Origin of the sequence: Anaerovirgula multivorans, assembly GCF_900188145.1 — a bacterium.
Lineage (GTDB): Bacteria > Bacillota > Clostridia > Peptostreptococcales > Natronincolaceae > Anaerovirgula > Anaerovirgula multivorans.
Genome location: NZ_FZOJ01000033.1, coordinates 16,268 through 38,106 on the forward strand (window position 1 = coordinate 16,268; position 21,839 = coordinate 38,106).

Genomic DNA, 21,839 nt, shown 5'->3' on the forward strand with positions numbered 1-21,839 from the left:
TTTATATCTCCTCCTCTGGTACTCGAAAGTTCCCTAATGGATAATAAGGAATCATGTTTTCATCCAGCCATTTTAAACTCTCCACTGATGTAATTCCCCAGTTAGTGGGACATGTGGACAATACTTCAACTATTCCAAAACCTTTGCCCTCCAACTGTACCTCGAAGGCCCTTTTAATTGCCTTTTTTGCTTTACGAATACTAGCTACATTATGCACAGATACCCTTTCTACAAATACGGCGCCATCAATAGTTGCCAACATTTCAGACATCTTCAGTGGTCTCCCTGACATAGCAGCATCTCTACCATAGGGTGCAGTAGTTGCTTTTTGTCCAACTAATGTAGTAGGTGCCATTTGTCCACCCGTCATGCCATATATGGCATTGTTAACAAATATAGTAGTTATTTTTTCTCCTCTATGGGCAGCATGAACAATTTCAGCAGTTCCGATAGAAGCTAAATCACCATCTCCTTGATAAGTGAAGACAATATTTTCAGGAAGTACTCTTTTAATACCAGTTGCTACTGCTGGTGCTCTTCCATGGGCAGCTTCTTGCATATCACAGTTAAAATATTCATAGGCCAGTACTGAGCAACCAACTGGTGCTACACCAATAGCCTCTCCCAGTACTCCCAGTTCCTCCAACACTTCTCCCACTAGTCGATGAATTATTCCATGAGTACAACCGGGACAATAATGAAACTGTTTATCGGTAAGTCCCTCGGTTTTCTTAAATACTACTGCCATTATCTTTCACCTCCTAAGATGGTTTTTACCTTTTCAACAACTGCCTCAGGTGTTGGAATCATTCCACCTGCCCTTCCGTAAAAATGAACTGGCAGTTTGCCTTCGTTAGCAATTTTTACATCATCTATCATTTGCCCCATACTCATTTCCACAGTTAATAATGCTTTAGTTCCCTGGGGTATTTCATTAAAGGCTTTATTAGGGAATGGCCACAGAGTAATCGGTCTGATTAAACCTGCTTTAATACCTTCTTTTTCTAAAACATCTACGGCATTTTTAACAATTCTAGCTGTAGTACCATAGGCCACCAACACAACTTCAGCATCCTCCATTTTATACATTTCATACCTTACCTCATTTGCTTCCATCTCTTTATATTTTTGATCCAGCTTAATATTATGCCTTTCTAGTTCTGCAGGGTCTAATACTAGTGAATTAATAACATTTGGTTTTCTTACACTCTTTGTACCTGTAGTTCCCCAATCCTCAGAAGATACATCCCGTTTTCTAATTTCCTTAAATTCAATGGGCTCCATCATCTGACCAATCATACCGTCTCCAACAACCATCACTGGGTTACGATAATAGTCGGCAACTTCAAAGGCTTCCATAGTTAAATCAACTGCTTCCTGAAGACTGGCAGGTGCATAAACAAGATGTCTATAGTCTCCATTTCCTCCACCTCTAGTTGACATAAAATAATCTGCTTGAGAAGGTTGAATACCACCTAGTCCAGGGCCTCCTCTACTGATGTTAACAATAACACAGGGGAGCTCTGCCCCTGCAATATATGAAATACCCTCTTGTTTTAAAGCTATCCCTGGTGAGGAGGAAGAGGTCATTGCTCTTTTACCTGTGCCAGCAGCTCCATAAACCATATTAATAGCAGCCACTTCAGATTCTGCTTGAACAAAGACACCTCCGATTCTAGGTAACTCCCTTGCCATAAACTCTGGCAACTCATTTTGGGGTGTGATAGGATATCCAAAGAAATATATACATCCAGCTTTAATAGCTGCTGCAGCAATAGCTTCATTTCCCTTCATTAATATCTTAGCCATTTAATTCCTTCCCTCCTTACATCTTAATCAGCTTTTCAAGATTCCCACTTTTATTAAGTAGGGATTTAAGTCTTTTACTTCATGTGAAATAGAATTTCCATCTGAAACCCCTAAGTTTAGCATAAGCTAAACAAGTTCACTTATTCTTTCGTTTCAATGGTTATTACTATATCAGGACAAATGGTAGCACAGTTTCCACATGCAATACATTTTTCCATTTTTTCCACTGTAGCAGGGTAATATCCCTTTACATTAATTCTGTCTTTATTCATTTTTACAATTTTAACTGGACATACTGTTATACACAGTTCACAACCTTTACAGCGATTTTCATCAAAGGTTACAACACCTCTTTTTTTTACCATCGTTATAACCATTCCTTTCGCTACGCTCAAGGCACAAAACGAAATGAAACCGTCGCCTTTAAGCTTATTTTATAACTATATTATTAAGATTACAGACAACTACAAATCACGTGGAGGTGAGGACACTGCTCAAATACTTTTTTAGAACTCCAAAGGAGAATGTAAAAGTTACTCACACTACCCTCCCCAACGAACCAGACTCGCAGCCCAGGTAAAACCAATTCCTGCTGATAGCAATAACACATTATCACCTGCTTTAATCTTCCCCTCTTCTAAACCAAGTTTTATAGATAAGATTGGGTCAACACATCCTAAATGCCCATATTGCGCAAGATAAGTTGACTGTCCTTGTGAAAGCCCAAATTTGTTCAATAACATTTGATGAGCTGCAGGTTTTAAAAATGTTACTGCAAGATAATCTATATCATCCAGGCTAGACTCGCTTTTTTCTACACATTCTTTTGTTACCTTAATAAATGCATCTAAGGTAACTTTGTTGAGATTTTCCCTAATACGTTCAAACTCAGTCACATGAATCTTCCACTGTTCAGAAGGAACAAATTCATTACTTGCTGGATGGATTTTTCTTCCATACATAGTGTAAATCCAATCAGCAAACATACTATCAGCATAAACTGCCGATTCCTTAAGTTCGTTGTAAGGATAATTACGTTGTAATATGACAGCTGCACCTCCACTAGCTGCAGAGAACATAAATGATGAATCTGAATCTTCATAATTTACCAGTGGACTATTGGCAGAACCCCCAGCAATCAATACTGTATTGATGCTATTATCTGCTACCATCATATCTCTAGCAGTCTTTAATGCTATCGAAGTTGCTGCACATCGACAGGAGATATCAAATCCCCAGGCATGGTCTGCACCAATCTCTTTTTGAATTACCAATGCTGTTGTACAGATCAAGTGTTTTTTATAGTCCTCACCATTGTAAATAATTAAGTCAATTTCTTTAGCGTCTATACCTGTGTTCTTTAAACAATCTTTTGCTGCATACAGTGCCATTTCACATGCATGATCATTTTCACCAGGAATAACAACCCGCTTTATCCCCATCTTATCAGAGATGATATTTACTGGAATGCCACTTTTTTCTGAAAGCTCCTTTGCCGTCATATAGTAGCTGGGTAGATAGATTCCAAAACCAACAATACCGCATGTTATTTTCATCGTTTCACCTCAAAAAAATCGCTTTTTTCATTCCATTGGAGATACATTCCTGCCCAGGCTAAACCTGCACCAAAAGCAGTCATTGCTATTTTATCTCCAGGTGCAATTAAACCTTTTTCTATAGCATCACATAAGGTAATTAGTACAGAAGCACCACCTGTGTTTCCATATCGCTCAATAGTTGTATGCGTTCTTTCCAATGGTAACCCAAGTTTTTCCATGCTGTATTGAATAATATTTTTATTGGCCTGATGAAAAATTACAAAATCCAGTTCTTCCACCGAAACGCCAGCACGTTCTGTTACTTTTTGAATAGAACGAGGTGCAACTGTAGTGGCAAAATTTTTGACAGCTTTATTATTCATATGTAGATAACGTAAATCGGTATTAATATTTTCTGTTGTAAGTGGCATCCGGGAACAGCCAGCTGGAATAATACAAGTTTCATAAGCATCTCCATCTGTCTCTAGTAGATATGTTTGAATTCCCTTATCTTCCTTCAATCTACTTATCACTGCTGCACCTACACCATCTCCAAAGAAGCAGCAGGTGTTTCTATCTCTCCAATTGATCATATTTCTGCTGAGAACATCTCCAATAATTACAAGTACATTTTTACACGATCCACTCACGACAAAGTTTGCTCCGACTGTGAGTGCATACACACCCCCAGGACAACCACCAATAATCATATCAAAGGCAGATGCATTAACTGCACCAAGACGATGCTGCACAAGACAAGCAGTTGCTGGATCAATATGATCGGGATCAAGGCGAGATAAAATAATTAAGTCCACTTCTTCAGGCCCAATCCCAGCATTTTCTAAAGCTCTTTTGCCGGCCTCATAAGCTAGATCAGATAACGCTTCCTCCTTAGCGGCTATTCTTCTTTCCCTTACACCAATTTTTGAGCTAATCCACTCATCACTTGTATCCAGTACCTTAGCCAAATCTGTATTTGTTACAACTTTCTCAGGAACATAGTAGCCAACACCTCTGATTCCTGCATAGTATTTATTCATTGCTGAGAGATTTACATCCATTGATTTTCCCCCTTTCCTAGATGTTCTTAATCCTTTACCATGCCAGATGGGCATGGTTTTTGCTCAACTTCGATCAATTCGATGAGAATGCCATTAAACTGTTTTGGATTTAAGAATACTACTTTCTCTGGTGAATTCCCCCGGTGAATATGTATGGGCTCTCCGATGGGTTTATAACCATCTTTGCTAAGACACGCAATTTCTTCAACAATATTTTCAACCCTAATGGATATATGATGTAAGCCCTCACCATAATTTTTAATAAATTTTCCTATAAGTCCATTCTCATCCATGGGTTCCATAATTTCTAAGCCTGCATTATTGAAGTTCAGCATCTGTGAAACCAATCCGAAATTAGCATATACTTCCCGTTCACCAATTGTCCCTGCAAAGTATTTCGTAAAAATATTCATAGCTGACTCAATCTCTTTTACTGCAATACCAATATGGTCTATTTGAATTTTCTTCATGTTTACCCCTTCCATTTCAAAACTACAGAACCCCATGTCCATCCTGCTCCAATAGTAACAAGCAAAATATTATCACCATCTTTTAATTTTCCTTCCTGATTTAAAAGATCCATAGCCAAAGGAATATTACCGCTAGAAGAATTAGCAAAACGATCAAGAACAATTGCTACCTTTTCAAGATGCAAACCGACATCAACTGCACACTCCTTCAACAAAGTCAAGTTTGGTTGATGTGGAATCACATAAGAAATGTCATCAATTGTAAGGTTTGCCATTTTCAATGCTTTCCTAATGCTCATTGGAATAATCTCTCTTGCCTTGTTGTATACATCTTTTCCTCCCATATATAGGTACTGCCATCTATTATTCAATACCTCTTCCGATAATGGATGTTCCGAACCGACTCCTTTAACAGTTACCGAATCAACACTTCTTCCATCCGATGCGAAGTACATGGATTTAATCCCATTTTCACTTTCTATCAGCCTGATTACTACCGCTCCTGCGGCATCTCCATAGTATGCACAAGTGCGATCCTCATAATCAGTAATCATTGACATCGTATCTGCACCGATGATCAGTGCATTTTTGAAATGACCAGTTTCAAGAAATTGTGCACCTGTGATTAGCCCATAGACGAAGCCTGCGCAAGCTGCATTCAGGTCAAAGGCCACCGCATTTACAGCACCCAATTTTCTTTGAATTATAGTGGCTGCAGATGGGATTAATCGATCAGGAGTAATTGTTCCCAGTATGATTAGCTCGATATCTTCTGATTTTAATCCAGCAGTCTCAATTGCTTTTCGCCCAGCTGCTACAGCCATATCACTGGTAGCTTCACCTTCAGCTACCCTTCTTCTACTCATAATACCAAGCTTCTCTTGTATCCAGTTCCGATTCGTTGGTGAGGTTTCTTCCAATTCAACGTTTGTGACGATCCGTTCAGGAACATAAGAACCTGTTCCGCAAATGCATATTGATTTTGCCATATTTCCATCACCTCAATAAAATTTATTTTTTATATCTGTAAAAACCTTTACCATTTTTTTTACCATAATACCCTGACTCCGTCATAGTTCGAATGACCGGAGACACAGCGTATTTTTTTTCACGGAAATGATAAAAAAGGTTATCAAATGCATCAACAATTATATCTAAGCCAATCTTATCACACAAACGCAACGGTCCAGCGGGAAATCCTAGACCTAATCTAGCAATTGTATCAATTGCCTCAGCATCTGCAATACCCTGTGAGTAGATTTCTGCTGCTTCATTAATTAATACAGCAATTAGCCTACTTGAAACAAATCCGGGTGAGTCTTTTACAACTACAGGTACTTTCTCCATATCCTTAACTAGATTGGTTGTTAGACTTATTGTCTCCTCTGATGTATCCTGGTTTTTTATCACTTCAACTAACTTCATCTCTGGAACTGGCCACATAAAATGTAATCCTATCATCTTATCTAATCGTCCTCCAGCAACACCAAGTTTTCCGATTGGAATAGTCGAAGTGTTAGTTGCAAAAACCGTCTCTTCCGGGCATATTTCTCCCAAACGTGCAAACAACTCTTTTTTAGCATCAGGGTCTTCATTGATACTTTCAATGATTAACTGACATTCTGCAGCTTTTATCAGATCGGTTGTGACTTTAACCCTTGACCATATCTGATCACATTCTGCCTGTGAAATCCTTCCTTGCTCAATCTCCTTTTCAAAATACTCCTCAAGGCGATGATCATCATCCCGACGTTTGATCGCTATAACCTGAAAACCGCTTTTTGCCAAAGTATGAATAATACCTCGTCCCATTAAACCATGACCGATAACAGCTATATTATTAACTTTCATATTACGTCACCTCCATATTTGGTTTAGATATGCTTAATATTGAATCAGTGCACTTGACCAGGAAAAACCTGCTCCTGCACTAAAGATCGCAACCAAATCACCTTTCACGATTTTACCATCATCAAGCATCATTTTTAAATTGTAAAAGATATCGGCTGCCCCTATGTGTCCAACATGTTTGGATAAATAATAGGATGTATTTTCAATGGGAATTTCTACAACCTCAATGATTTTATCCATAACGCTTTTACCAAGATTATACATAATCAGCTTATCCACATTTTGAAGTGTAAACTCATGCCTTTCCAGAAGATCAACCATCACTTTTCTGTTGTTCTGAATCAGAGTGTTATACAATTTTTTCCTATTTTCTTCTGTACTCAGGTATTCAGACGCAGTTTTAATACAATCCAGAACAAACCTACCTGCCCGTACATTTTCAGATGTTGGAGGTTCTTTCGTACCCCCTACTGGGATATACCATAAATGATTAAAACTACCATCAGTTATATTGTTTACTCCCAAAATTCGATTAGAAGTAACACCACGTCGAATAATGGCTGCACTTGCACCATCCCCATAAAAGTTAGCATTAGCAGCTTTCCAGCGATTTACAAGTGGTTTTTCGTATTTATCTGCACAAACCACCAAAACAGTATTCATATCTGGATCTGTTTTAAGCCTTGCCAATGCATAATCAAGACCTATAATAGAACTACAACATGCCTGATCAACCTTAAAGGAATAAGCATTTTTAGCTCCAATTTCATGTTGGATTCTGGCATAATCAGCCCATTTAAGGTAATCAGGAAAAACGGTATAATAAACCAATGCATCGATTTCGTCAGCTTCTACTCCAGCATCAGCCATCGCTTCTTTTGCCGCTTCGATGGCCATATCAGATGGTTCAACTTTATCACTTGCCATATGTAGTTTAACTATACCCATGTCCTGAATCCGTTCATCTGTTAAGTTTTCTTGTTTCTGTATTTCTTTTACATATGCTATATCTTCTGGCAAGTATATCCCTAAACCAGCAATACCAATTGAATTCATGACTGTCATAAGCTATTCCCCCCTTCAATATTAAATGCACTTAAAATCTTACTTTGGGTATTATGCCTTCAATAACAACCGATGTAGCGCTACAGTTTAAAATTGGATGGCAGTACTGGATGCACAATAGCCTGTCCCACCACTAAATAAGAATACTAGATCCCCTTTTTGGATATTTCCGTCCTCTATCATTTTTTCTAAATTCAAGAAAATATCAACTACTCCAATGTGTCCGTGGTTTTTGGCAAGATATGCCGAAGTATTTTCTAGTGGAATTTCAATAGAGTCTGCAATCTTTTTTAGAAAATGCAGCCCTACGTTATAAACAACCAATTTGTCAACATCTTTTTTGCTCTTCCCTATTTTTTGTAACAATTCTTTTAGTGTCTGAATATTCAGACTGACAATTTTTTCCCCTACTTCTTTCCGCTCATCTTCATTTTTTAGATTACGTCTAGCTGATTCAATCATACTACCAAAATATAGCCCTTGTTCTACATGTTCAGGTGTAATAGGATGCTTTGTTCCGCCAACTAATGGAATTCTCCAAATATAATTCAAACTTCCATCTGTTTTATTACAGAAGTTGATGATTTGACTTCCCTTTACTCCTCTTTGTAAGATCACTGCACTAGCACCATCTCCAAAAAAGCAACCATCTGTACAAGTCCACCGATTGACTAAAGGCTCTTTCCATGTCTCAGCAGTAACGAGAAGCACTGTGTTAATATCGGGATTGGATTGAATCTTTGCACATCCATACTCTAGAGCCATAATCCCAGCATTGCATGATTGTTCCAGACGTATAGCTGCAGAGTTTATTGCGCCTAAAGCATGCTGGATTTTTCCATAATCCGCCCAGATAAAATGTTCTGCCCAACTAATATACGAATAGATAATCAAATCAATCTGCTCAGGTTTGACTTTACCCTTTTCCATTGCTTTTTTTGCTGCTTTAATGGCCATATCTGTTGCAAATTCATGATCTGCCGCAACATGTACACACTCAATTTGAACCCTCTCAATTAATTCATCAGAAATTCCATAACGATCCTTTACTTCATGCACTGACACTGTCTTTTCAGGAATGTACGAACCAAATGAGAGAATACCTACATCTGGATATAAGCCCATTAATCTCCCTCCTTAGCTTTTAGATGAAATCTTCTTCTGCACACCATTCCAGGTATAAACCTCCCCAGGCTAACCCTGCTCCAAAAGCTGCTAGAGCAATCTTATCTCCTGTTTTTACAAGTCCAGTTTCCACTGCTTCGCTTAAGGTAAGAAGTACAGACGCACCCCCGGTGTTACCGTATTTTTCAATCGTTGTATAAGTTTTTTCCATAGGTAGCCCCAGTGTGTTCATGTTGTTACGAATAATATTCTTGTTAGCCTGATGGAAGATTACCCAATCTAATTCACTCACTTCTTTTCCTGCTATAGCAGTTACATCTTTTACGATCTGTGGCCCCACAGTGGTAGCAAAATTCCATACTTCTCGGTTATTCATTACAACATAGCGCTCACGAGAATTTACATTTTTCTCTGTAATCGGTGTTCTTGATCCACCTATCGGCATAATTATGACATCATATTTGCTGCCATCTACTTTCAGTTGGTAAGATTTTATTCCCTTATCTTCTTTTATCCTACTAACTACAGTAGCAGCTATCCCATCCCCAAAAAAACAACAGGTTTGCCGATCTGACCAATCGATTATATTTCTGCTATTGACATCTCCAGAGATTGCAAGTACGTTCCGACATGCACCGCTTTTGACAAAATCAGTAGCAATGGCTAGAGAATACACACTTCCTGCACACCCCCCAATTGCTATATCAAAAGTAGCAGCATTCTTTGCTCCTAGCAGTGACTGCACAAGGCAGGAGGTAGGTGGATCCAGATGGTCAGGATCCAGACGGGATAAGATAATTAAGTCGATCTCTTCGGGTTTTATTTTGGCATTTGCTAATGCTCTTTTACTTGCTTCATAAGCAATGTCTGATAAAGCTTCATGTTCTGATGCAATTCTTCGGGTTTTCACCCCAATTTTTGTAGAAATCCATTCATTGGTTGTATTAATTTTTTTTGCTAAATCATCGTTTGTTACAATATTCTCAGGAACATAATGTCCAATTCCTTTAATTCCAGCAAAATACGTGCCGTTTCCGTTTATCTTTACTTCCATTAACTGATTCCTCCTTATAGTGGAAGTCCCAATTCCTTTGCAGCCAACTTATAAAACTGGGATGTCGGCAAATTGGTAGCCTGCACCATTTTTTTCATATCACCTTTCTCAATCGTTACAGCATTACTGATTAACGCTTTCATCGAATCCAGTTTTCCTATATTTAAATTGTAAAAATCCTCACTGGTCATTTTGATGATTACATGGGTTTCCTCATCAATTCCTTTACTAATAGAAATTTTTCCATTAGTAATAATCGTTGTATATCCAAAATTGATATCTGGCAAGTTATAAGCTACCTTTACATCTACAATATTTTCAATGGATTTTAATGCCTTTTCATCTTCTTTAAGCATCTCTAAAACTCTGCTTACTAAATTCCAAAAATCATCACTATTTTTGAATATAGCCATTTTATCACCTCCTTAGTTTGCAAATTCTGATGAGTCACACCATCTAAATAAAATTCCTCCCCAGTTAAACCCAGCACCATTCCCGAAGCAGAAGATCTTACTTCCTGGTTTGATCATTCCTACTTCTCGAGCTTCATGGAGAATAATAAACATACTTCCACCGCCACTATGTCCAATCTTATCTGTGACAATTAAGTTCTTATCATAACTGATTCCTGCAGAGTCAAGTTGCATATAGATTTGTGGGATCGCTGCCGGGTGTGGAGCGACAAAGTCTAGGTCATCTTTTGTTAGGCCTGCCCTTTCAAGACAGATATCAAAAGAACCTCTAAACCAATTAATAATTTCTGGAATTAGGAAATTCATTTTTTCATTTTTGACTATCGGATATGGCTTACCTTCACCAAATTCTTCTCTAGGGATTCTCGAACCAAACGCAAACAATCCGGAAGCATCAAAATGTTCCCCGTCTGCATCAAAGTGTTCTGACAAGAAACCCTTGTACCCATCTTTAAGTTTGCCCAGCACTACCGCACTTGCAGCATCTCCTAAAGCTCCTGCCAATAGATTTTCACTAAAATTTAAGAAACGAGAACTGATATCTCCACAAATAACCAGTGCTTTTTTATATGTACCATCAGCAACAAAACGAGCCGCAGTGGACAAGCAAAAAATTGGTGTAGCACAGGCTTGATTAATATTGAGAAGCATCGCATTCTTAAGTCCTAACCGATGCTGAACCTGACAGCCACTTGGTGGACAGTAAAAATCACTTGATCCAGTTCCGAGAATTAATAAACCAATCTCCTCAGGAGACACACCTGCATCCTTTAGTGCAGCTTCTCCTGCTTTCACTGCGATGTCTGATAATGCTTCATCATCATTGACCCATCTTCTTTCGTCTACTGAGAGGATCAGTTTAACTTTCTCCGCTGGTACACTGGTTAACCGTTCTACATCTTCATTGGTAATTACCTGGTCTGGAACATAATAACCAACACCCTGGATTCCAACCGATTCAATCTGTTTCATATGTTTTCTCCTCACTTTCATTATTCATATATATAAAAACCTCTACCTGTTTTTCGCCCAAGATACCCGGCATCTAACATTTTTTTTAAGAGCGGGCATGGCCGATATTTAATGTCATGTAGGTGTTCATATAAACTTAGTAAACTATAATACACAGTATCTAAACCTGCCAGGTCGATGAGCTTTAAAGGACCCACCTTCAAATTCATTCCCCGCTTCATTATTTCATCAATATTTTCCGGGTTTTTTGTCAGGTTTTCCATTAGTACCAGAACTGCTTCGTTAGCCCACAGGAGAAAAATCCGATTAAAGACAAACCCTGGATGATCATCAACCATGATGTCTCTTTTATTAATCTCATGACAACTTTGGATCACCTGATTAAGAGTTGCTTCTGAAGTCCGTAACCCCTTTACTATTTCCACTACTTTAATAATGGGTACTGGTGAGATAAAATGCATTCCCGCAAAATTCTCTGGTCTTTGTAAAACGGATCCCAGCCCTGTAATCGAAAATGTTGAAGTATTGCTAACCAGGATTGCATCATCCTTCAAGTATGTATCCATATTTTTGAATAGAGTTTGTTTCAATTCTTTATCTTCTTTTATAGTTTCAATAACAAAATTAGTATTTTTGATATTTTCCAGATCAGAAGCAATGAAATAATAATTGAGGTTTTTCAAAATTAATTCTCTCTTCTCTTCACTCATTCTCCCTTTGTAGACTTCATTGTCGAAATAAGCTACAACCTTATCTTTATAACGATCACTATTCCCGTAAATATCGATTTGATATCCGTGATCAGCATAAACATGAATAATTCCACTCCCCATAAGACCTGTTCCAATTACTGCCATTCGCTTCAAATTATAAACACCTCACTTTATTTTTTGCTTCTAAACCACCATCAACAATTATCAGTTGTCCAGTTATATAATTAGATTTTGAACTGGCTAAAAAAAGTACACTTCCAGTAAAATCATCGGCTTTGGATCTTGCTTTATAGGAGAAATCATTTAAAGATTCAGAAGCATATGTTAATCCGCCTGGAATATAGTGAGCTTCTACTACATTTACTGTAATCTTCTTTCCTGCCAATTCTTTACCAAGATTTTTTGTTATTCCCCAAATACTTTCTCGAAGTGTTGAGGACCCGCTCTTACCTAGTTCAGCCATACATTGGCCTAGATTTACAAGATTAATGATTTTTCCATATTCATTTTTCAACAAGTATTGTACTGCAGCCTTACAACAATTAAAAATCATCTTTGTAGGTAAAATTGCATTTTGTTCAAAATTTTGATAACTAAGGTTTTCAAAAATCTCCCCTTCAGCTTCTACTGGTACAAAATTGATCAGAATATCGATCTTTCCGAAAACCTTATAAACTTCTTCCATATTTTTTTTTACATCTTCTGGATCAGCTAAATTCGTCTGAATTATCATAATCTGGGTGTCAAATTGTTTCACTTCCTTGACTATAGTGGATATTTCGTCATCATTTGTATCACAAAGAATAGCAAGATTGGCACCTTCTCTGGCTAAAGCTAATGAAATGCTTCTTCCAATTTCTTTGATCCAGGAAGTAATTACAACCGTTTTAAGATTAAAATCCATATTTTACCTCCTGTTACGTTTTTTCTCATCACTTCGGACAATCACATTGTATAAACATGCTTCATGACAGCAAAAGCAACTAACACATTTTTTTCGATCAACTATAGGAAGTTTGTCCATTGTGAGAGCCTCTGTCGGACAAATTTTTATACATTCCTGGCATCTGATACACTTATCTTTCAAAAATTTGGGAACTGGTTTAAGTAACGCATTATAGATGGGTGGGGTGATTTTCATAATAATTTTTCCTAGAACAACTAGAGCTTTCACTGGATATTTGTACTTCACCATAGGTACAGAATCCCCAACAACTTGAATCTCTTTTCTGAGCGGGGAAAAACCAAGTTCCACTGCTTTGGTTAAGTAACCGATATCTTTCAGATTTAAGCCAATCTGTTCTACTGCTATAACATCTAAGGCTGCCGCATTTCGACTCGCAAGAATCATTCCAGTCTTTGCAGGTGTCCCGTTTGTCGGGCCATTACCTTCCATCCCATAAATTCCATCCATAATAGTCAACTGAGGTTTCACTGCGTTTAGAATATCCAGCAACACAAGATAAAAGTTATCCATCGTTTGAGTGTTGGCATGAATTTCAGTCTTTTTTTTGCCAACAATTGTACCATAAAGATTCTTTACTGCTCCTGTGTACAATACGCCTGCATGGATCTTTACCTTTGGAATGTTAATAACTACATCTGCTTCAGTAACGTATTTACTAACAGGGACTTTCTTCATCAATCGGTTGGATTTCTTAAATACAAAATCCGTCTCATAGCGATCAATATCACAGATCTTGCAATCATATTTCCTGGCTACTTCTTCGATTCCACAGGCTGCAAAAATTTTTGATGTACCATGTACACCAGAATCTCCAATCCAGATCTCTGCTCCAACTTTCTTCAGTAGTTTGCAAATGGCTTGGATTACTGTAGGATGAGTTGTCGCCATTTTTTCTGGTTTAAGAGGTGAAACCAGGTTTGGCTTTAACAATACTTTATCACCCGGTTTAACAAAAGTTTCTATTCCGCCTAAGAGGTTTACGGCTTTCTCCACTGCTGTATCCACTTTTTCTTGTTGGTAATCATAACATTGTGTCATTGCTACAGTGTTTTCCATTTCACTATTCACCCCACCTCATAATTATTGAACCCCATGTCCATCCAGCACCTGCAGAAGTAAAAGCAAGAATATCTCCCTCTTTAAGCCTTCTTTCCCTGTTTATTTTGTCGAGGGCCAGTGGAATATTTCCACTAGAAAAGTTTCCATACTGGTCAAGAGTAATAATTAGTTTATCCTCTGGAATTCCTAATTCTTTGATACAGTCTTTCAGAAGTGATATATTGGGTTGGTGTGGAACAACAAATGTAATATCATCTGTTGTCAAGTTTGCAATATTTAGTGTAGTTTTAATAGATTCTGGCATACCAACCACAGCTTTTTTGTAAACTTTTTTAGCATCCATTATTAGGAATTGCCCACCTTGTTCAAGTACTTCTACTGATGCAGGCCATTCCGAACCACAACCTCTGACGGTCAAATCATCAGTCCCCTCTCCATCTGAGTGGAAATCAATAGCAAGAACTCCATTGGAACTGTTACTATCTTTAATCACGATAGCACCAGCACCGTCACCAAAAAAAACACAATTCCTATGCTGATAGTTGTTTACTTTCGATAGAGTGTCTGAACCGATAATCAATGCATTTTTGAAAAATCCATTTTTTATAAATTGGGTTCCAGTGGAAAGCGCAAAAATAAACCCTGGACAGGCAGCATTGATATCAAAAGCTACGGCATTTCCAGCTCCCAGTTTATGTTGAACTGTTGTTGCTGCAGAAGGCACCAGACGGTCTGGAGTAACTGTCGCAAGTATGATTAATTGGACTTCTTCCGGTTCCATTTTAGCCATTTCAAGAGCTTTACGTGCTGCTTCTACAGCCATATCAGATGTGCTTTCATCCTTTCGTGCCCTTCTTCTGGTTTTAATACCTAGCCGAGTTTCCACCCATTCAGGTTTTGTTGGAGCAGTTGCTGCTAATTGTTCATTTGTTACTACTTCTTCTGGAACATAAGATCCTGTTCCATAAATACATACTGATCGCACTAAAGAAACACCTCCTGTGTATGATTAAGGTTAAAAACCTCTTAATGTTAGACCGCCATCTACAGCAATTATCTGACCGTTGATGTAGTCAGCGTCCTTACTCGCAAGAAAGAGTACCAAATTTACTACATCTTTCACTTCACCAATTCTACCCATAGGTATGCATTTGAGAAAATGTTCTGCTATTTTCTCTGGTACCTGTTCAAACATCTCGGTTGCCGTAGCACCCGGAGCAACAGCGTTAACACAAATACCCCTATCCGCTACCTCTGTTGCCACAGCTCTGGTCAAGCCAATAATCCCAGCTTTTGCAGCACAGTAGTTGGTCTGACCAACGTTACCAAAGAATGCTAAAATGGATGATATATTAATAATTCTACCGCTCCCTTGAGCCAACATATAGGGTAAAGTGCAACGGGTGCAGTTAAATACCCCCATCAGGTTGGTTTTCATGACAATTTCCCAATCATCTAACGTCATTTTTGGAAATAAGTTATCACGTATTGTTCCTGCATTGTTTACGAGAATGTCAATCTGACCGTAATGCTCGATAACTCTTTGAATATTTGTTTCTACCTGACTATAATCGGTAATGTCTACTAAGTAAAAACGATACTCAGCATTTAACCTGTCTAACTTTTTCCTGATTTTTTCCGCTGCTGTGTGATTACTCTTATAAAAAATAGCAAGTTTAGCACCTTCTTGAACCAATTCTTCGACTATACCAGCCCCAATACCACGATTACCACCTGTTACAATGGCAACTTTATTGCGTAATTTCAACTACCCTCACCTCACATTCTTTTACTTTTTTGCGCAAACCTTCAATGCCAATTCTCTTCCAAGGTTAAATGCTTCCTTGTTCATTACCAGATATTCTTCCTTGACTCGCCCAGCTAAAATTTCGTAAAAGACTTCTGGAACCCAGTTAAATACTTTTGAAACATAGCCTAGCATGATAATATTAGAAACTTGTCTTAAAAGATTATGGACTTGAATAAATTTATCTATGTCAATTATTTGCACATCTGATTTTTGCTTCAAGATATTAAAATATTGTTCTACATCGATCATTGTCTGCAGGCCAGACGTAACTGTTGTTGGAGTTTCAACATAACTATTTACACAACAAATACCATCTGGTTTTAATAAGTGAGCCCAGCGAATCGCTTCAATTTTTTCGAAAGCAATTATCAAGTCAGCTGTCCCTTCTCTGACGAGTGGTGATAAAATTTTTTTCCCATACCTGATATGAGTTACTACTGATCCACCACGCTGGCCGAGTCCCATAATATCTGATACTTTCAGATCATATCCCTGAGCTAAAAAATAATCTGCAAGAATATCACTAGATAATACAACACCTTGGCCACCTAAACCACAAAGAATAATATTTTTTCCATTATCGTTTTTATGCATATTCAATCGCTCCTATTTGACAGACTTGTTGACACAGACCACAACCTATGCAGCGATGGGGATTGATCAAAGCAAAGGTTTGACCATTTCCTTCTGTAAGTTCAATAGCAAGACAACCGATTTTTGCACATTTCAGGCAACCTTTACAACGATCAGTTATCTGACATGTTTTTTTTTCAGATCTACAGCTAAATACCAAACACGGTCTCCGGGCAATAATAACAGCCGGTTTATCATGCTTAAAAGTACTGGTAACACATTTTTCAAACTCTTCCAGATTGTAAGGATCAACAATTTGAATATCTGCGACACCGATTGCTTCACATATTTTTTCTATGCTCAATCGGTTAACCTCATGACCTAATCCATAGCCTGATGAAGGATTACCCTGTCCACCGGTCATAGCAACAGTGAAGTTATCCATGATTATCGTAGTTACATTACCTTTGTTATAAACAACATTAATCAGATTATTAACTCCAGTGTGCCAAAATTCACCATCACCTGTAATCGCTACAAACTTTTCGTTGTTTTTTGCTGCTTTATTGTATCCGTGTGCAATTCCGATTGAAGAACCCATACACTGAACAATATCAATCTGTCCAATATGTGGAAGAGCTCCAAGACCTGCACAGCCGATAGCACCAGAGGATTTTATCTGATTTTTGTGAAGCAGATAAAACAAAAAGAGGTGTGGGCAACCTGGACAATTTGTTGGAATTCTAAAAGGAATCACATTTTTAAAGGGAAATGCACTATCAGGTAATAAGCCTAGTATTTTTTCGGCTATGATGTCTGATGTAAAGTATAATGCGTATGGAAAACGCGGAAAAATCTCTGAACCTTTAACTGGTATTCCAAGAGCTTTGATTTCTTTTTCAAGTACTGGTTGAAATCCCTCAATGATGTAGAGTTCATCTACATAATTAGCAAGTTGTCTAATCAATTTTTCCGGCAAAGGATAAGCCATACCCACTTTTAAATAGGATGCATTCGGCATTACTTCTTTAGCATAGTAGTAGGACACCCCGCTCGCAATAATTCCTATCTTTTTACTAGCAAGGGTTAGGGTGTTTACGGAAAAATCGTTACAATCCTGTTTCAATTTATTCCAATATTGTTTAAAATTGTGCCAATATTTTACAAGATCTTTTTCTTTATAATTGCTAAACCCAAATCTAATAACATTTGTTACCATTTTTTGTGCACAATAATTGTAGCGAATATGTTCTGATTGTGTGACCGTAAGATCAGGATCAACTTTAATTACACTCTTGCTTTTGCTAGTTATCGCATTCATCCGCAAAATAACCGGTATACTGTATTTTTCACTAATTTCGTAACCAAATTTGATAAAACGCCTAGTCTCTTCACTATCGGCAGGTTCTAAAACAGGAATTTGTGCTGCAATTCCATAATTTCGACTATCTTGATAATCATCTCCAACAATCCGACCGACATCATCAGCAACCAAGACAACTATTCCACCATTTATTTTGGTACCAGAGTACTGAAGCAAAGCATCTGCTGCTACATTAAGTCCCAACGTTTTCATCACAACAAAGCTTCTTTTTCCGTTAAAGGAAGCACCGATTGCAGTTTCCATTGCAGTTTTTTCATTGGTAGACCATTCACAATAAATATCCTCGTATCTCTCAATATATTCCAACACCTGACTGCATGGAGCTCCAGGATAACCAGTGGCTACCGATATTCCACTTTCGTAAGCTCCAATCGCCGCAGCTTCATTGCCAGCTACAACCTTTTTTTCTTCCATACTTTCACCCCTATTCCCTGTTTTCACTCCGCAGAGATCTTTTGAAATTTTTATCCAAGGAGGCTATATCAGAAATTCATTCACTTAACAAAAAACTTTCGATTCTCTAAGGTAAGCATGATGTACCTTTTACTCACACACCTTAAATTTATATCCTGTGAATTTTTAACCAATTATTTACTTCTCACTATATACAAGCAACTTTTGGGTTCAAAATGTAAACCCCCCTTGAATAAAAAAAATAATTTTTTTCTATCTCGAATAAGAAATCTGATAAAATCTAGATTCTAAGCTTCTTTATTTTGAAAAAAATTCTTAATTTCTGATAGATCTTCCTTAATCTCTTCTAGCAGATTTAGTTTTTCAATTAAATTAGATATAATATTTTCATACTAAAGCTCTCTTTACCCTTGGTTGAGCATTAACTCTATCATCTTTTCTTTCAATTGATTCGCATCTATCCTCTATAAAAACTCTTCTTAAGTTATCTAAAGCTCTATTTTTAGTTCTATTAACAGCTTGTCTACTAATTCCTAGTATTTTGGCTATATCTTTTTCTGAAAAGTCTTGTATAAACTCCAAAATAATAACATCCTGTTGCCGTTTCACTAAGGATTGAATCAATATAGATATCAAAGCAATATTCTCTATATCCCCTATGGTTTGATCTGATATTATCTCATAGTTTATTTCCACGAACTCCTTAAACTTACTTTTATGTTTCTTAAACAAATTTAAAGTTCTTTTCTTTAAATGCATGTGTATATATTTAGCAATTTGCTTATGCGTTGAATACTTAAATATTTTCATATCAATGGTTTTTATTAGTATTAAAAGCTCAATGATTAAATCGATTTCTGCTTCTTCATAGTGTAAACACTTGCTTAGTTTTTTCAAGGTAGCATCAAAATCTTTTATTATTTCATAGGTAGCATCCTTATCATTTTCCTTTGCTCTTTTTAATAGATCGTATAATTCCATATAAATCCCCCTTTTGTTAAAAAATTATTAATATATACTATCCCAAGCAACCTTATGGTGGAATTTGTAAACGTCTGTAATTCGTCTTTTTTTGACGAATTTTGCTAACGTTGTTGAAAACTGGTGTATAGGAGAGAAATTTTTTTAAAAAGTTAGATTTTGTAGAATGCACCTTCCCTTACATCATGAAGCACTGCACATATTTTCTCAATTTCATTATAATCTCCCTTCAATTTTGTAAATTGTATATATATAATTGGTGATATCTAATTAATAAATTGACATTATAATATACATAAAGATGTAGTATTTTACCACATTTTCATTAAACTAATTATCTTAATATTATATATAGTTATTTATCGTATTTTATGGATATATATAAAAAAAAACGGTCAAGGAGACATCGAATCACCTCAACCAGTATCTCAATCCTTTATTCAATTTGACGTTCTATCTCTGTCTCATCAAATAACATTACATTATCTATTATAGAAAGATGGCTTTCTTCTAATATAATATTGTGGAACTTCACCGTTGTTTTCCGTTCTCTTCTTCGAAAGAAAATCTACCGTGTAAATCTTTTGAAACAGGGCATCTCCTCTTCTTTCTAGTTCCAATTGCTATTCGATTTGCAATCTAAAACTTATTTACTGGTAAAAAACCACTCATCGGCTTACTTCTTTTTTATTTATCCTTCTTAGTCCTACCAAAAATATCTAAATATAAAAAAAAGAGGCCGGGCATATTTACCCAAACCTCTTCACGTTACTTTCGCTTCTTATTTTCTACTGATTTCTGTTGTACTATTTCCTGTTCAGGGGTAATTACTGATATAATCAAATGCCTGTACCCTTCTTCTACTAAAACCTTTTGTCCTATCCTAAAACCCAACTTCCCCAACCACTTGCTATTTAGAGGGAGATATTCTCCCTCTATTATTTTACTATTTTATCGACATTTCCCATATACTTTCTTAATGCTTCTGGAATTACTACAGCTCCGTCCTCCTGTTGAAAGTTCTCTAAAATAGCTGCTAAAGCTCTTCCTACCGCTAAACCAGAGCCATTTAGTGTATGAAGAAATTCTACCTTTTTTGTTTCCTTAGTTCTATACCTTATATTCGCTCTCCTAGCCTGAAAATCTTCGAAGTTACTGCAGGAAGAAATTTCTACATACTTATTGTAGCTAGGCATCCAAACTTCAATATCATATTTAAAAGCAGCAGTAAAACCTAGATCACCAGTACAAATTTTTACAATTCTATAGGGGATCTCTAATAATTGCAATACTTTTTCTGCATTATTTGTTAGTTTTTCCAATTCCTCATAGGATTCTTCAGGTTTTATGAATTTTACTAGCTCCACCTTGTTAAACTGATGCTGTCTAATAAGACCTCTTGTATCTCTACCAGCAGATCCTGCCTCAGAACGGAAACAAGGAGTATAGGATACATAATAAATCGGTAAATTTTCTTCATTTAAAATTTCATCTCTATGTATGTTAGTAACTGGTACCTCTGCAGTAGGGATTAAAAAATAATCTTTTTGGGGTATTTTAAAAACGTCTTCTTCAAATTTTGGTAATTGTCCTGTTGCAGTTAAACTGTCTCTATTTACCATAAAAGGAGGTATTACTTCTGTATATCCATGTTCTTCTATATGTAAGTCCAGCATAAAGTTAATTAGAGCCCTTTCTAATCTTGCTCCTAGTCCTTTATATAAGGTAAATCTTGAGCCTGTTATTTTAGACGCAGCTTCAAAATCCAAAATGTGTAAATCTATTCCTAAATCCCAGTGAGCTTTTATTTCAAACTCAAATTTTCTTGGTTCTCCCCATTTCCTTACCTCTACATTGTCGTCATCGGTTTCTCCTTGAGGCACATCAGGATGAGGAACATTTGGTATCCTTAGAAGTAGGTACTGCATTTTATCCTCTACTTCTTTTACCTCATTATCTAAATCTTTAATAGTATTAGATAAATCCTTCATTTGATTCATAATTTCTGTTGTATCTTTACCTTCTTTTTTTAGCTTAGGAATTTCTTTAGAAACAGTTTTTTGCTGATTCTTCATTTGTTCTACTTGTTGTAAGATTTCCCTTCTCTTCTCATCTAATTCCACCACTTCATCTAAATCAAATCCCTTTTCACCTCTTCGAGCCATAGCAGCCTTTATATTATCCAAATCCATTCTAATCCTTTTAATATCCAGCATTTATTTTAACCTCCTTTATATAAAATTGAAATCAAAAAAAGCCCTCACCCCTGTAAAGGGACGAAAGCTTTTATTCCGCGTTGCCACCCTAGTTGATTAGTATCTACTAACCCTCTCTCAAGCATTTAACGGTTGCAAACCGATAGTACCTACTATTCTTCAGTACATGGCTCTAAGATGGATTCAACAGTCGACTTTATCGGTTTACACCCACCACCGATTCTCTGAAAAAGCTACCTGTTTACTATTTCTTTTCCTTGCCTTTATTAGTATTCATATTTTGAAATTAGTTTATCATAGTTTT

At 36.9% G+C, this 21,839-nt stretch carries 24 protein-coding genes and 1 other annotated feature; all 24 genes read right to left on the reverse strand.

What is annotated here, in order from left to right:
* Nucleotide 1 precedes the first annotated feature (1 nt).
* Nucleotides 2-748, reverse strand: a complete 747-nt coding sequence (locus CHB72_RS21105) for a thiamine pyrophosphate-dependent enzyme (RefSeq protein WP_089284861.1) — start codon at nucleotides 746-748, stop codon at nucleotides 2-4.
* Nucleotides 748-1,809 (reverse strand): 3-methyl-2-oxobutanoate dehydrogenase subunit VorB, encoded by a 1,062-nt coding sequence (locus CHB72_RS21110; protein WP_089284862.1) that lies wholly within the window; start codon nucleotides 1,807-1,809, stop codon nucleotides 748-750. Before CHB72_RS21110 ends, CHB72_RS21105 begins: the two co-directional genes overlap by 1 nt.
* Before the next feature lie 140 nt (nucleotides 1,810-1,949).
* Nucleotides 1,950-2,174, reverse strand: coding sequence for a 4Fe-4S dicluster domain-containing protein (locus CHB72_RS21115; protein ID WP_089284863.1), 225 nt, complete (start codon nucleotides 2,172-2,174; stop codon nucleotides 1,950-1,952).
* A 177-nt stretch (nucleotides 2,175-2,351) separates the two neighbouring features.
* Nucleotides 2,352-3,365, reverse strand: coding sequence for a 3-oxoacyl-ACP synthase (locus CHB72_RS21120; RefSeq protein ID WP_089284864.1), 1,014 nt, complete (start codon nucleotides 3,363-3,365; stop codon nucleotides 2,352-2,354).
* On the reverse strand, nucleotides 3,362-4,408 hold the full coding sequence (locus CHB72_RS21125; protein ID WP_176431522.1) for a 3-oxoacyl-ACP synthase III family protein: 1,047 nt from the start codon (nucleotides 4,406-4,408) through the stop codon (nucleotides 3,362-3,364). The genes CHB72_RS21120 and CHB72_RS21125 overlap by 4 nt, the downstream gene beginning before the upstream one ends.
* A 26-nt stretch (nucleotides 4,409-4,434) precedes the next feature.
* On the reverse strand, nucleotides 4,435-4,878 hold the full coding sequence (locus CHB72_RS21130; RefSeq protein WP_176431523.1) for a VOC family protein: 444 nt from the start codon (nucleotides 4,876-4,878) through the stop codon (nucleotides 4,435-4,437).
* Between the two features lie 2 nt (nucleotides 4,879-4,880).
* On the reverse strand, nucleotides 4,881-5,867 hold the full coding sequence (locus CHB72_RS21135) for a 3-oxoacyl-ACP synthase III family protein (protein ID WP_089284867.1): 987 nt from the start codon (nucleotides 5,865-5,867) through the stop codon (nucleotides 4,881-4,883).
* A 22-nt stretch (nucleotides 5,868-5,889) separates the two neighbouring features.
* Nucleotides 5,890-6,729, reverse strand: a complete 840-nt coding sequence (locus CHB72_RS21140; RefSeq protein WP_089284868.1) for a 3-hydroxyacyl-CoA dehydrogenase family protein — start codon at nucleotides 6,727-6,729, stop codon at nucleotides 5,890-5,892.
* Nucleotides 6,730-6,762: 33 nt separating this feature from the next.
* Entirely contained in the window at nucleotides 6,763-7,794 is a 1,032-nt protein-coding gene (locus CHB72_RS21145) for a 3-oxoacyl-[acyl-carrier-protein] synthase III C-terminal domain-containing protein (protein ID WP_089284869.1), read from the reverse strand.
* A gap of 87 nt (nucleotides 7,795-7,881) precedes the next feature.
* Nucleotides 7,882-8,919 carry a 3-oxoacyl-ACP synthase III family protein gene (locus tag CHB72_RS21150; RefSeq protein ID WP_089284870.1) on the reverse strand — a complete coding sequence of 346 codons (1,038 nt, stop codon included), beginning with the start codon at nucleotides 8,917-8,919 and terminating at the stop codon, nucleotides 7,882-7,884.
* A 19-nt stretch (nucleotides 8,920-8,938) separates the two neighbouring features.
* A complete protein-coding gene (locus CHB72_RS21155) occupies nucleotides 8,939-9,973 on the reverse strand; it encodes a 3-oxoacyl-ACP synthase III family protein (RefSeq protein WP_089284871.1) in 1,035 nt (344 codons plus the stop codon).
* Between the two features lie 14 nt (nucleotides 9,974-9,987).
* Nucleotides 9,988-10,386, reverse strand: a complete 399-nt coding sequence (locus tag CHB72_RS21160; protein WP_089284872.1) for an SCP2 sterol-binding domain-containing protein — start codon at nucleotides 10,384-10,386, stop codon at nucleotides 9,988-9,990.
* Between the two features lie 12 nt (nucleotides 10,387-10,398).
* Nucleotides 10,399-11,433, reverse strand: a complete 1,035-nt coding sequence (locus tag CHB72_RS21165; RefSeq protein ID WP_207652620.1) for a 3-oxoacyl-ACP synthase III family protein — start codon at nucleotides 11,431-11,433, stop codon at nucleotides 10,399-10,401.
* A gap of 5 nt (nucleotides 11,434-11,438) precedes the next feature.
* Nucleotides 11,439-12,275 carry a 3-hydroxyacyl-CoA dehydrogenase family protein gene (locus CHB72_RS21170; RefSeq protein WP_176431524.1) on the reverse strand — a complete coding sequence of 279 codons (837 nt, stop codon included), beginning with the start codon at nucleotides 12,273-12,275 and terminating at the stop codon, nucleotides 11,439-11,441.
* Between the two features lie 10 nt (nucleotides 12,276-12,285).
* Nucleotides 12,286-13,035 carry an SDR family oxidoreductase gene (locus CHB72_RS21175; protein ID WP_089284875.1) on the reverse strand — a complete coding sequence of 250 codons (750 nt, stop codon included), beginning with the start codon at nucleotides 13,033-13,035 and terminating at the stop codon, nucleotides 12,286-12,288.
* 3 nt (nucleotides 13,036-13,038) lie between these two features.
* Nucleotides 13,039-14,154, reverse strand: a complete 1,116-nt coding sequence (locus tag CHB72_RS21180; protein WP_089284876.1) for a DUF362 domain-containing protein — start codon at nucleotides 14,152-14,154, stop codon at nucleotides 13,039-13,041.
* A gap of 4 nt (nucleotides 14,155-14,158) precedes the next feature.
* Nucleotides 14,159-15,142, reverse strand: a complete 984-nt coding sequence (locus CHB72_RS21185) for a 3-oxoacyl-ACP synthase III family protein (protein WP_089284877.1) — start codon at nucleotides 15,140-15,142, stop codon at nucleotides 14,159-14,161.
* A gap of 30 nt (nucleotides 15,143-15,172) precedes the next feature.
* Entirely contained in the window at nucleotides 15,173-15,925 is a 753-nt protein-coding gene (locus CHB72_RS21190; protein WP_089284878.1) for a 3-oxoacyl-ACP reductase family protein, read from the reverse strand.
* A 21-nt stretch (nucleotides 15,926-15,946) separates the two neighbouring features.
* Nucleotides 15,947-16,561: an indolepyruvate oxidoreductase subunit beta gene (locus CHB72_RS21195; protein ID WP_089284879.1), complete on the reverse strand. Its 615-nt coding sequence runs from the start codon at nucleotides 16,559-16,561 to the stop codon at nucleotides 15,947-15,949.
* Nucleotides 16,554-18,365: a thiamine pyrophosphate-dependent enzyme gene (locus CHB72_RS21200; protein WP_141131524.1), complete on the reverse strand. Its 1,812-nt coding sequence runs from the start codon at nucleotides 18,363-18,365 to the stop codon at nucleotides 16,554-16,556. The genes CHB72_RS21195 and CHB72_RS21200 overlap by 8 nt, the downstream gene beginning before the upstream one ends.
* A gap of 260 nt (nucleotides 18,366-18,625) precedes the next feature.
* Nucleotides 18,626-18,721: a hypothetical protein gene (locus CHB72_RS28355; RefSeq protein WP_408606583.1), complete on the reverse strand. Its 96-nt coding sequence runs from the start codon at nucleotides 18,719-18,721 to the stop codon at nucleotides 18,626-18,628.
* 4 nt (nucleotides 18,722-18,725) lie between these two features.
* Entirely contained in the window at nucleotides 18,726-19,319 is a 594-nt protein-coding gene (locus CHB72_RS21205; RefSeq protein WP_089284881.1) for a sigma-70 family RNA polymerase sigma factor, read from the reverse strand.
* 768 nt (nucleotides 19,320-20,087) lie between these two features.
* The gene (locus CHB72_RS27885) at nucleotides 20,088-20,213 is read right to left on the reverse strand and encodes a hypothetical protein (RefSeq protein ID WP_278277881.1); all 126 of its coding nucleotides are present in this window, start codon (nucleotides 20,211-20,213) and stop codon (nucleotides 20,088-20,090) included.
* 44 nt (nucleotides 20,214-20,257) lie between these two features.
* Entirely contained in the window at nucleotides 20,258-21,535 is a 1,278-nt protein-coding gene (serS, locus tag CHB72_RS21210) for a serine--tRNA ligase (protein WP_089284882.1), read from the reverse strand.
* 53 nt (nucleotides 21,536-21,588) lie between these two features.
* Nucleotides 21,589-21,802 (reverse strand) — a binding site (T-box leader).
* Nucleotides 21,803-21,839: the final 37 nt, after the last annotated feature.